The following is a 12,322-nucleotide window of genomic DNA, read 5'->3' as shown; positions in this document are numbered from 1 at the left end:
CTGGATAAAGATTTAATGAAAAATTCATATTGCAGGCCGGACTCCTGACATGGCGTTGTTGGTTGTTTGTTCGCTTTCTTATTGGCTGATCCTTCTTTTTTCAGCAATGGCTGATCCGCTGTCAAATTATTTATTCTCCGGATTATTCTCTGAATATTTATTGCAACAATGTTGCGTTTATTTGGATTTATATTATCTTTGCCGGCGTGCATCACCACCACAGGAAATATCGTCTGCCGGCTTTAGCCATGCTCTTACTGTACCTATTGTATGGTATAGTCATTCCTGTTATTCACCAGCACCCAAGCCCCGACTTTTCCCGCAACGCCGGAAAAGTACAGCTCGAATCCTCATATATTCATCTGGTATCTGATCACCCGGAACATACCGCCATCCATGCACATTGTTATATATGTGATGATTATAATGTAACTTTTCTTCCTGAATACCCGCCCGTATATCTTCCCAAACCAACACTGATAACGGTATTACCTGTTCATCCATCATCATCACCTAATGCTTCACATATTTTAGCAGCCTCCAACAAAGGTCCGCCCGCTGCTTAATTCCCGTTTTTTACCTGCTACTATGTATCATCCTGCGGATGACCGGAAATGCTTTGTCTGTATGGCTTTGCATGAAATACCCGGCTCGCCTGCATTTACTGTTGCTATTTATTTTTTATGAAGAAATATGTTTTGCTGCCATTGCTGGCGGCATGCGGTCCCCTGCATGCCCAGCAACAACCGCCGGCAGCTAAAGACCTGGAGCCGGTTGTGATAACCGGCCAGGCACAACCTGTGACATTATCTCAGAGTCTGTACCCCGTGAAGTTATTGTCCACGGCCACTATCCGCGAAAAAGGCGCCGTTTCGCTGGCGGACCTGCTGGCTACGGAAATGAACGTACGTATCATCAGCGACAATGTACTGGGCAGTAATATTATTATGCAGGGCATCAGCGGACAAAATGTAAAAGTCCTGCTGGATGGTGTGCCCATGATCAGCGGTGAAGGCAATGAATTCGACCTGCAACAGCTCAACCTGAACCAGGTAGAAAGGGTAGAGGTGATAGAAGGCCCGCTCAGCGTGCAATACGGAACTAATGCCCTGGCAGGTACCATCAATCTGATTACCCGTAAAATGAAGCCCGGCGACAAATTACAGGGAGGCACTACCCAATACATTGAATCTGTAGGTCAATATAACGGTAACCTCTGGCTGGGAAAAAATATCCACCACTGGAACCTTATGGGAGGTGCCGGGTATACGTGGTTTAAGGGCTATAGTTCGCCTGAATACAAGGCAGGCGTTAATACCCCTGACGGTAATGTCAGAGGGCAAAACTGGAACTCCAAAGACCAGTTTACCGCTAATATCAAATTATACAGGCAGTTTAAAAACATCAATACCGGTATTACCTGGAATCAGTTTTATGAAGATGCACTGTCGCCCGGCAACGCCGACCCCGGAACGGCATATCTCACTGCCAGCGATTATAAATACCTGACCAACCGCAGCACAGTACTGCTATTTGCCAATGGTAGTCCCAAACCCGATACCTATCTTGATATTATCAATAGCTACAGTTACTATGACCGTAACAGCGAACAGTATATCGTCAACCTACAGAACAAATCATCGCAGCAAACCAGCGATGCCCGCACTGCCTTTCGCAGCTGGAGTTTCAGAGGTGCCTACAGCCAAAGTAATATTGGACGCGCCTTACTGAATTACCAGCTGGGCTACGATGTGAACCTGAACAGCAGTACCGGCGACCGCGTATCCGATGATGCCGGCCGCATCGATGATATCGGTATCTTTTCCCGTATAGGTGTTACCGTATGGAAACGCCTGGAAGTACAGGGGGGCCTGCGTTACACCTACAACAACCGCTATGATGCCAGCGCCATCAACTTCCTCGGACAAAAACTTCCCTTCATTTCCTCGCTGCAGCTACGCTGGAACATGACCGACCACTGGTATATGCGTGGCAGTTATGCCAGAGGGTTCAGGGCGCCGTCCCAACGGGAACTCTACTGGGATTTTAAAAATGCCAATCACTATATCATTGGTAATCCTGACCTGATGCCTGAACTGGCGCATAACTTTATTACCGGGTTGTATTATCAGCAACATAACAGCGCCAGTGGCTGGACGGCACAACTGACAGCCTTTCTCAATGATATCAGTAATAAGATTGAACTGGTAGAACTGGACCGTAGCGGGTTGCCACCGCAATACCAGTCTATCAACGTAGCCCGCACCTATAGCAATATCCCCGTATTCAAAACGAGGGGTATCAATATCGGTGGCGGTTATACGAATGCAGGCCGCTGGCACCTGAAACCCTCGCTGGGATACCTCACCCGCAGCGGCAGCAACAGTATGGATGCGCAGTTCGGCAGCTGGGAAGCCGGACTGAATGCGATGTACAACATCTTTCCTGTTAAAACAAAAATTAATCTCTTCTATAAATATAATGGCCCGATGGCCCAGTTCGGCATCACCGATGGTAAACTGGTAGACCGTACACTGGGCGGATATAGTCTGATGGATATCTCTGCCAGCAAAGACTTCCTTCAACATAAACTCCTGGTCACCATTGGTGCAAAAAACCTGTTCAACATAACGGACGTAGCACAATCCGGCGACGGAAAAGATGGACTGATGCTGCGATCCGGCTTTAAATCCGCGCTGCCGGTGGCCTGGGGCCGAACCGTCTTTTTAAGATCCACCTATAACTTTTGACATAATTACCAACATGAAGAAACCACTTATCGCCATGAGCGCAGGACTGCTGTTACTGGCAGCATGTAAGAAAAATGATCAGCCATATACGCCGCCTGTACTGGCGGAAGGCACACTGGTAGCAGGCATGGGCGCCGCTTATGATAGCACTGTATACGTAGATCTCAGCAGTGGCAAACTGACCGCTGTAGCTGCTGAATCCTGGGATATCGGCATCCGTAGCGGCGGCGGAAAAGCTATCATCAGCAACGGTGCAAAGAAAGCAGGCATCTATCGCATCCCGTCCGTTAATTTCGACAGTGTGCAGGCCATTCCGGATGCGGCTTCAAAAATTACGCTGACCTACGAAAATACCAGCTTCGATACTACTGCTACCAGCATAGGCGCCTGGGCAGATGAAAAAGGCAACAGCCGTAAGCTGGTATATATTATTGATCTGGGGAAAAATCCACCGAACGGCGCCGCCACTAATGGCTACCGCAAATTCAGCATCCTGGCAGCTAGCGCAACGGACATCACCCTTCAGTATGCGAACCTCGATAATACCGGCTATACGAAAATTACCATCCCGCTGGATAATACCCGCAACTTCACTTACTTCAGTTTCGGCAGCGGTAAAACTGCTGTGGTGGAGCCACCTAAAAATCAATGGGATTTTATGTGCACGGGTATTACCGTGCCAGGTGGCGGCCCGCAGGGATCTTATGTGGTAACAATGGGCGTACTGCATAACCGCCTGTCGGGCGCGATGGTGGCTGTCGATAATCCGGCCGCAGACCTCGCCGCCAGTGATGATCCTGCCGCTGCGATCAATAATTTTTCCAGTACCAATGGCCGTTATGTTTTGCTGACAAAAGCTGATTATACCACACTGAATCCCGTTGCTGCAGCTGATGCTATCGGAAAGGGATGGTGGCAGATATTGAAGCCGCATAGCGGTGGCAACTATAAGGTCTACGACTGGAAAACCTATCTCCTGAAAGACCCCGAAGGCCGCTTCTTCAAAATAAAATTTACTGCCTTTAAAAGTCTGGTTACCGGAACTCCCGGCTATCCTGCTTTTGAATACAAGGAAATGTAATCATCTCCCTAAAAGATAATGAATGAAAGAAATAATAAATAAGCGTGGCAGATGGATAGCAGGACTGGTACTGTTTTTTATATTGCTGGCAACAGCTGTCTGGTATTACCGGAAAAATATAGCGCCGGTAAAAATTGCGTTGGTCAACTATCCTTCCTTTGCTATGGCCAGAATACAGCAGGCCAACGACTCCCGATGGGTAGACCTCCGTGCATTACCGGAAGAAGATATAACAGCAAAGGCTACACGCTATGATGTGATTTTCCTTTTTGGTCGCGGGTTGCATCTCAGTAAATCACAGCAGGAAGCCTTGCAGGTAGCTGGAAACAAAGGGGTGAAAATCTATACGGAAGCTGCTGCTGACCCGCATACTGATGCCACTACAATCAAAGGCAAACAGCTGGAACAGGTAACAGCGTATATGCGTTTTGGTGGTACGGCCAACTTCAGTAACCTGTTACATTTTGCTCGTACAGAACTAGTGGCGCGTAGCTGGTTTAAATTGCCCGTGTCGCCACCGGTGCCTATTCCCGCAGATGTTTTTTTTCATATAGATGAAACACAAAACTTTCCTGCATTGCCGCCATTTGAAGCCTACCTCAGAAAGAAAGGCTTCTATAAAGAAGGTGCGCCGCGTATCGCGCTGCTGACAAGTGTTCCGGGACCTTTCAATGCTAACCGTGATCACCTGGATACAATCATTTCCGTATTTCAGCGCAAGGGCTGGAACGTATATCCTATCGCCGGCATGAAGAAACGCCTGGAGTTTTTACAGGCAGTGCATCCGGATATGGTGGTGGAAATGCCGCATGGGCGCATCTCTACCGGCAACTCAGCTGCGGTGTCAGCCTGGCTGAAGCAGCGTAATATTCCTTTGCTGAGTCCTGTTACGGTGTTTGCGCCTTTCGATCGCTGGATGAACGACCCGCAGGGACTAAGCGGCGGCATGCTCACGCAAAGCATTGTAGCGCCTGAACTGGATGGGGGCGTGGCGCCCTATGCTTTTGTAGCGCAATACCGCGACGCTGCCGGCTATGATATTTTCAGGGCTATACCGGACAGACTCGAAAAATTTACCGGTCTGATGGAAAAATGGCTATCGCTGAAACATAAGGCTAATAAGGATAAACGTATAGCCATATACTATTTTAAAGGGCCGGGAATGGCAAGCCTCGTGGCCGGCAACCTGGAAGTGGTGCCGAGTCTGTATAACCTGCTGGTACACCTGAAAGCGCAGGGATATACCGTCAATGATCTCCCTGCGGATGCATCGGCATTGAACCAACTGCTACAGCAAAATGGCGCGGTGCTGAACCCCTATGCTACGGGAAGCCTGGATGCCTTTTATAAAAACGGGCATCCCGCACTGATACCGGTATCTACCTATAAACAGTGGGCTGCACAGGACCTTTCACCAGTGGCCTGGCAGGCGGTGGTGGCCAGGTACGGCGAAGCCCCCGGCGATTACATGAGCCTGCGGCAAAAAGATACATCGTTTCTGGCGGTAGCACGGCTGACATTCGGCAATATTGTGCTGCTGCCACAGCCACTGCCTGGTATAGGCGATAATACCTTTAAACTGGTGCATGGCGCCAAAGTGGCGCCGCCGCACAGTTACATCGCCTCGTACCTGTGGATGAAGCATGGTTTCAATCCGGATGCGGTCATTCATTTCGGTACACATGGCAGCCTGGAATTTACACCAGGCAAACAGGTTGCCCTCAGTAGCAACGACTGGAGCGATGCGCTGATAGGTAATACACCTCACTATTACGTATATACAATGAGTAATGTGGGAGAGGCGATCATTGCTAAAAGAAGAAGCTATGCCACCATCATTTCCCACCTGACGCCGCCTTTCATGAAAGCCGGTGGTACTGATGATATGCGCCAGCTGGAAGAGATACTGCAAAAATACAGCGCCATGGAAGCCGGGCCGCTGAAGCAGGAATACCAACGGACAGCAGAAGAGAAGGCCCGGCAGCTGGGACTCCTGCAGGCACTGCACCTGAAAAACCTCGACAGCACAGCTATTGAAAAACTAGAAGCACTGGTGGAGGAAACGACCAACGAAAATGTAAATGCTGGTCTGTATACTATCGGTAAGGCATATACGCCGCAACAGGCTAAACGTACCGCTGCATTGATGAGCGGGGCGGATAGTAACGCCACCGCCTACACGGAGAAGCTGCTGGCCAGCACCGAAGCAGAACTGGCAGCGATCGACAATGCACTCAGCGGAGGATATACTTCCCCATCGGCAGGAGGTGATCCTTTGGGGAGTCCGGGTGCAATTCCTACAGGCCGCAATCTTTTTAGTATAGATGCAGAGAAAACACCAGGACCGCAAGCCTGGAACGTAGGTGTGCAGCTGGCAAAAGACCTTATACAGCAATACCGCGAACAGCATAGCTATGCCTGGCCACGGAAAGTGGCCTTCACGCTCTGGCCCGGGGAATTCATCCGCACCGAAGGCGCCATGCTGGCAGAGATATTTTACCTGCTGGGCGTAGCGCCTGTCAGAGACCCGCAAGGCCGTATCACTGACCTGGAACTGATTCCTGCGGCACAGCTGCAACGGCCACGTATAGACGTAGTGGTGCAAACAGCAGGACAGTTCAGGGACCTGGCCGCGAGCCGGCTGCAACTGATAGACAAAGCCCTGAAATTAGCAGCAAGGGCCGGCGATAACGAGCAGTTTGCGAATTATGTGGCCACTGGCAATACCGCTGCGGAAGAACTGCTGCGTAAGAAGGGTTTTTCTCCCAAAGAAGCCAGGGAGCTGGCGGCAATGCGGGTATTCGGGGGCATAGATGGCAACTATGGCACCAATATCATGAACATGGTGGAACAAAGCGACCGGTATAATGATAATAACGAAGTGGCAAAAGTTTACCTCAACAACATGGGGGCCGTGTACACGGATACTGCACATTGGGCCATGTTCAGGGAAGGCGTATTTGAGGCCGCACTGCAACAGACAGATGTAGTAGTGCAGCCGCGGGAAAGCAGCTCCTGGGGAGCCCTCAGCCTGGACCATGTGTATGAGTTCATGGGCGGCCTCAGTAACGTGGTCAGATATACGACCGGAAAAGATCCTTATGCTGTGCTGAATGATTATAGGAATCCGCAGCAGGCAACCGTCCGCGAGCTGAAAGCGGCCGTCTGGACGGAAGCGCAAAGCACCGTGCTTAACCCGCAATGGATAAAGGAAATGCAGGCAGGTCACAGCAGCAGCGCAGAAAAAATTACAGAGACCTTCCGTAATGTTTTCGGCTGGAACATAATGAAACCTGACCTCATCGACCAGCAGCTATGGAACCAGTTGCATGAAGTTTATATCAACGACAGGTATACCCTGAAACTGCATCAGTTCTTTGAAAGAGAGAATGCGCCAGCGCTGGAGGAGCTGACAGGCGTTATGATGGAGGCTTCGCGCAAAGGGTTGTGGCATGCCAGCGAAAAGCAACTCAATGAAATTGCCACATTGCATGCCACACTGGTCCGCGATCACGGTGCCGGCTGTACGCAGTTTGTATGCGGCAATACCGCCCTGCAAAGGGAAATGATGCAGCATCTGGCGCCAGGCATCGCTGCGGATTATACCACAGGTATAAACAAAGCCCTGAAAGCCGGAAACGCTGAGGGATCCAAAGCTAAAAGCGTCGTGTTGAAACAGGAAGTGGCAGCTATTCCCGATCAGCCTTCCGATAGCTGGTTTTGGTATGGAGCCATCGGCGCCGCTATTTTACTGGCAATTGTCATTATTAACATGCTCAGGAAATCTAAATAGTATGTACCAGATTGCGATCATCATAGCAGGACTGGTTATCCTCCTGCAAGCAGTACAGTTAACATACATCAACGACCGGCGCATTTTTGCGCTGGTCCTGCTTTTCGTGGGAATCATCACCTGGTACCTGCATCAGGTAGCGGTGTCGCTATCATTTATTACAATCTGGCAATGGCTGGATCGTAACAGCATGCATGAATTGCTGGCGGCCTTCATGCTGGCTGATGCTGTTGGCCGTTTCCGCTTTCCCCGTCTAGCGAAATACATACCGGTATTGCATTTTATGCCATCGGTGTTTTTCCTGGAAGTTGTCTTTTTCAGGCATTTTATGTTCGCGGATTTCGGTACCGGCGCCTGGGTGTTCACGATCATCCTGGTATGCCTGCTTTCTGGTGTATATCATTTTAAAAATATTTTTATAAAGACACAGCCGCTATTGTTATCCATGGAGATAATACTCGCGCTTTGCTGGTGTACAACACAAGCTCCTTTACCGGTAAGTATGCCAGAGATACCTCCCTTATTACCCTTACTGTATTTGCTGCTGTTTTGCATAACGTGTATGGTAGTGGGTTATATCATATTTAAAAGAAAACAAAAGAAGAAATTATGCAATATTTTGATCAGATAATTTTCCGGATGAGTAGTGGCCTGATGGTGCCGGTGATGCTGGCAGTTTTATACCTGCTGGTCCGGGCGCTGGTGCTGCTGGGGGGCTGCTACGGACAATACCGCCAGCGGAGCACTGTTCATCCTTTGCTGAATGAAAAACTGAATGTGCTAACGTATAAGGATACACGATATTTAAATCAATTGCTTCCGACATTACCCGGGCGGCTGCCTTTTGCGTTAAGTGAGCTGATCGCAGCGACTAGCAGTGAGCCACACCGCATCAGGATGCTGGCAGACTATGCCAACAGTTGTGAGAAGGATCTTGATAAATACAGGACCCTCAGTAAAACCGGTCCCATACTGGGTTTGATGGGGACACTGATACCTATGGGGCCGGCGCTCGGCGGCCTCGCAGCAGGAGACGTTGCCACCATGAGCCAGCAGATGCAACTGGCTTTTAACACAACAGTGATGGGGCTTGTAATTGGTACGATTGGCTTCCTGTTGTTGCAGACAAAGCAACGCTGGTACATCGCTGATCTTACTAAAATGGAATTCTTAAACGATATAATTCAGCAACAACATGAAACGGTACAGGCGGAGATATAAGGGCATCGGGAAATCTGATGACGACGTAAATCCTATCCATGCCATTGCCAACCTCTTTGATGTAAGCATTGTATTTGCCGTAGCATTGATGGTAGCGCTGGTTAGCAGGTATAAGATGAATGAGGTATTCAGTAAAGAAGATTATACTATCGTTAAAAATCCTGGTAAGGAAGATATGCAGATCATTACTAAAAAAGGTACCGTTATACAGAAATATAATGCAGCTGCTAACAGCGATAATTCGCCACAACGCAATAAAGGCAAGAGGGTAGGAGCGGCCTGGCAGCTGGAAAACGGAGAAGTGGTATATATTCCGGAGTAATATTAAAAGGCCCCGGTAACTGTCCGGGGCCTTTTAATATTTTTATTTATGCAGATAATAAGCTGCGCTGATAGAATACGTACGGTTTTTACCATAGTAAGTTTCCTTGAGTCCAAGGCCGTAATTCAGTGATAGCTGCAATTTGGAAGGAAACTCATATCCGGCGGTAAAGTTGATGCCGGTATCCCATAATTTGGCATCCGCCTGAGAGTTGGGGTAGAATGGTCCTCTCCGGCCTGAATATGCAATGTTAGGGGTGGTACCGGAATAAGGCAGATACTCCACGTGTTCAGGAGCTTCCCGCATCATAAAACCACCTTCTTTGTAACCATTGAGGTATAGGGCTTCAGCAATACCTGCGCCAGCGAGTAGCTGTCCTGGTCCGAGTTTTTGTTTATAAACAAAGTTGAGTGGCAACTCCAGGTAATTCAGGCGTGCATAGCCCTGGGTTTGATTGAAACCCCGGTAATCCGGGGAAGCCCATGATACTTTTACACCGGTACCACCGGCTTTTGAACTATATAGCAGTGATGGCTGAACGCTGAAGTGTTTTGTCAGCTGCCAGTCGGCGGTAATACCACCATAATACGTAATTCTATGTTCCTGCTGATAGTTGTCAGTGGTGGTGGTTAAACCTGGTGTGGCCGCCGCTTCATATTTTGAAAAATAGGATTGGCCCAGACCTGCTTTAACGCCTATACGAAATTGTGCTTCTGCATAACAGCAAGAGCAAACAGTGACAACAGTTAGTATGATCTTTTTCATGGTAAAAGATGTGGGATTATTAACAGCCTACAGTAGAAGATTTTTTAAAGGTAATAACTTAAGAACAGTGCAGATACTCAATTTTCAGCATAGAAAGTTGGTGAAAATAAGCGCTGAAATTCAATGAGATCTATTGTCCAACTGAATTTCAGCCGCTGTTGATTTGATTATTTGTACAGCAGGTAACTAACGCTGAGTGAATACACGCGGTTTTTACCGTATCGGGTTTCGTTGAAACCGAAATTATAATTCAGTGCTACCTGTAAACCCATCGGCAGTTCATAGCCTGCGGTGAAATTAGCGCCGGTGTCCCATAGTTTGGCATCCGCCTGCGCATTGGGGTATAAGGGGCCCCTTGGAGCCAAAAAACCAATTCCTGGCTTGTATGTAGGCTTTTCCCGGACCGCAAAAGTCCCTTCTTTGTGACCATTCAGGTACATGGCTTCATAAATACCTGCACCGGCCAGTATCTTTCCTGGTCCTAGTTTTTGCTTAAACACAATATTGAGTGGCAGCTCCAGGTAGTTCAAACGTGCATCGCCCTTGGTTTCTGTGTACTCTTGCGTTTCTATAGTATGCCATATCGCTTTTATGCCGGTACTTCCGGCTTTTGAACTGTATAGCAGAGAAGGCTGAACACTGAAGTGTTTTGTCAGTTGCCAGTCGGCGGTAATGCCACCGTAATATGATGTGCTGCGTCCTTGCAGATAGTTGTCAATAGAGGTAGTAGTGCCATTGCCGGACGGGTTTTCAAATTTCGAAAAATAAGATTGTCCGACACCAGCTTTTACGCCTAAACGTAATTGTGCCTGTGCATAGAAGCCGCTACTCAGTACTACAGCTAACAGTAAAGTTTTCTTCATAATGGGATGTATTATAGGTCATTTTGTTATTTGTGCAGCAGGTAACTAACGCTTAGAGAATACACGCGGTTTTTACCATAATAGGTTTCGCTGAACCCGAGACTGTAATTCAATGCCAGTTGCACGCCGAAAGGTAATTCATATCCTGCAGTGAAGTTGGCGCCGGTGTCCCCAAGCCTGGCATCTGCCTGCTTTCCGGGATATATGGGGCCCTGTCTGCCTCCAAAAACAGGCGGCCAATCGGCAGCAACCTGTTCTGGATTTTTTACCACAGGAGACTCCCTGATTAAAAAATCTCCTTCTTTTTGACCGTTGAGGTACATGGCGTCGTATATGCCTGCACCTGCAAAAACTTTTCCCCTACCAAGTTTTTGTTTGAAGAGTAATGTTACCGGCAGTTCCAGGTAGTTTAAACGATCTTCTCCACTATAATTGCGCGAGTAGTAGTAAGAACCTCCGGTTGAGTAGATCGTTTCCCCGTTTTTTCCTCCTTTGGTACTGTATAACAGCGAAGGCTGTACGCTGAAGTGCTCACTTATCTGCCAGTCGCCCGTAATGCCTGCATAGAAGGAATAAACAGCACCTTGACAATAGTTTCGGTGAGCCATAGTAGTATTATCCGAAGGGGGAGTGTATTTGGAGTGATAGGCAGCACCACTGCCGGCTTTAATCCCTAAACGAAACTGTGCCCGTGCAGCGAAACAGCTGCAGAATAATAGGTATACAAGTAAAATTTTTTTCATGAGAAGGGGTATTATTTGTGCAGCAGATAACTAACGCTGAGTGAATACACGCGGTTTTTACCATAGTAGGTTTCATTGAAACCGAGACTGTAATTCAATGCCAGTTGCACGCCGAAAGGTAATTCATAGCCTGCGGTGAAGTTGGCGCCGGTGTCCCAAAGCTTGGCATCCGCCTGATTGCCATCATACAAAGGTCCGCGTCTGCCTTCGAAAACATCGCCGCCATCCTGTGGAATAGGTTGCTTGTATTTAGGCCACTCCCGGATAGAAAAGTCCCCTTTCTTGCTGCCGTCGAGATACATGGCCTGGTATAATCCCGCACCGGCAAATGCTTTGCCTGAGCCAAGCTTGTGTTTATATAGCAGGGTGACAGGTAATTCCAGGTAATGAAGCCGGTCTTCTCCCTTTTGATCTACCGGCATAGGGTAATCCGCAATGGAAATATAATTGGTGATACCGGTTTTTCCGCCTTTGACACTATATAACAACGATGGCTGCAGACTCAGATGACCGGATAATTGCCAGTCGGCTGTTACACCTGCATAATAGGAGGCCTGATGCCCATTTAAATAATTATCCAGTGGTGGAAAAGAAAAGTAGGTGTCTGTTGTTTTAAATTTAGAATGATAGGATGCACCAACACCGGCTTTTACGCCCACACGGAACTGGGCTTGCGCGAAAGAACTGCAGCAGAGAACAGTAAGTACAAGTGTGATTTTCTTCATGCTTAGGGGATATTGATTTTGGTGTCTGTAAAGCGGTTCAGCAAAGAGATATGTTACTT

General features: G+C 48.2%; 11 protein-coding genes. 7 read left to right on the top strand and 4 right to left on the bottom strand.

The features are described from left to right. The first annotated feature begins 248 nt into the window (after positions 1–248). The 7 genes from F3J22_RS23680 (at position 249) to F3J22_RS23650 (ending at position 9,167) form a co-directional block, all read left to right on the top strand. Positions 249–566, top strand: a complete 318-nt coding sequence (locus F3J22_RS23680; RefSeq protein ID WP_167020400.1) for a hypothetical protein — start codon at positions 249–251, stop codon at positions 564–566. A 117-nt stretch (positions 567–683) separates the two neighbouring features. Continuing rightward, positions 684–2,750 carry a TonB-dependent siderophore receptor gene (locus tag F3J22_RS23675; RefSeq protein WP_167020399.1) on the top strand — a complete coding sequence of 689 codons (2,067 nt, stop codon included), beginning with the start codon at positions 684–686 and terminating at the stop codon, positions 2,748–2,750. A 13-nt stretch (positions 2,751–2,763) separates the two neighbouring features. Then, positions 2,764–3,831, top strand: coding sequence for an HmuY family protein (locus F3J22_RS23670; RefSeq protein ID WP_167020398.1), 1,068 nt, complete (start codon positions 2,764–2,766; stop codon positions 3,829–3,831). Between the two features lie 22 nt (positions 3,832–3,853). Continuing rightward, positions 3,854–7,624: a cobaltochelatase subunit CobN gene (locus F3J22_RS23665; RefSeq protein ID WP_167020397.1), complete on the top strand. Its 3,771-nt coding sequence runs from the start codon at positions 3,854–3,856 to the stop codon at positions 7,622–7,624. 1 nt (position 7,625) lies between these two features. Continuing rightward, positions 7,626–8,255, top strand: coding sequence for a hypothetical protein (locus F3J22_RS23660; RefSeq protein WP_167020396.1), 630 nt, complete (start codon positions 7,626–7,628; stop codon positions 8,253–8,255). Then, the gene (locus F3J22_RS23655) at positions 8,234–8,845 is read left to right on the top strand and encodes a MotA/TolQ/ExbB proton channel family protein (RefSeq protein ID WP_167020395.1); all 612 of its coding nucleotides are present in this window, start codon (positions 8,234–8,236) and stop codon (positions 8,843–8,845) included. The genes F3J22_RS23660 and F3J22_RS23655 overlap by 22 nt, the downstream gene beginning before the upstream one ends. Then, the gene (locus F3J22_RS23650; RefSeq protein ID WP_167020394.1) at positions 8,820–9,167 is read left to right on the top strand and encodes a DUF2149 domain-containing protein; all 348 of its coding nucleotides are present in this window, start codon (positions 8,820–8,822) and stop codon (positions 9,165–9,167) included. The genes F3J22_RS23655 and F3J22_RS23650 overlap by 26 nt, the downstream gene beginning before the upstream one ends. A 42-nt stretch (positions 9,168–9,209) precedes the next feature. Here F3J22_RS23650 and F3J22_RS23645 read toward each other — a convergent pair whose 3' ends face one another. The 4 genes from F3J22_RS23645 to F3J22_RS23630 form a co-directional block, all read right to left on the bottom strand. Beyond that, positions 9,210–9,932: an outer membrane beta-barrel protein gene (locus F3J22_RS23645; RefSeq protein WP_167020393.1), complete on the bottom strand. Its 723-nt coding sequence runs from the start codon at positions 9,930–9,932 to the stop codon at positions 9,210–9,212. A 167-nt stretch (positions 9,933–10,099) separates the two neighbouring features. After that, a complete protein-coding gene (locus F3J22_RS23640) occupies positions 10,100–10,795 on the bottom strand; it encodes an outer membrane beta-barrel protein (RefSeq protein WP_167020392.1) in 696 nt (231 codons plus the stop codon). 26 nt (positions 10,796–10,821) lie between these two features. Next, positions 10,822–11,538 (bottom strand): outer membrane beta-barrel protein, encoded by a 717-nt coding sequence (locus F3J22_RS23635; protein WP_167020391.1) that lies wholly within the window; start codon positions 11,536–11,538, stop codon positions 10,822–10,824. Positions 11,539–11,549: 11 nt separating this feature from the next. After that, positions 11,550–12,263, bottom strand: a complete 714-nt coding sequence (locus F3J22_RS23630; protein ID WP_167020390.1) for a porin family protein — start codon at positions 12,261–12,263, stop codon at positions 11,550–11,552. Positions 12,264–12,322: the final 59 nt, after the last annotated feature.

Origin of the sequence: Chitinophaga sp. Cy-1792, from assembly GCF_011752935.1 — a bacterium.
GTDB lineage: Bacteria > Bacteroidota > Bacteroidia > Chitinophagales > Chitinophagaceae > Chitinophaga.
The sequence above is the reverse complement of the archived record's forward strand: the minus strand, read 5'-3'. Positions and strand labels throughout refer to the sequence as shown.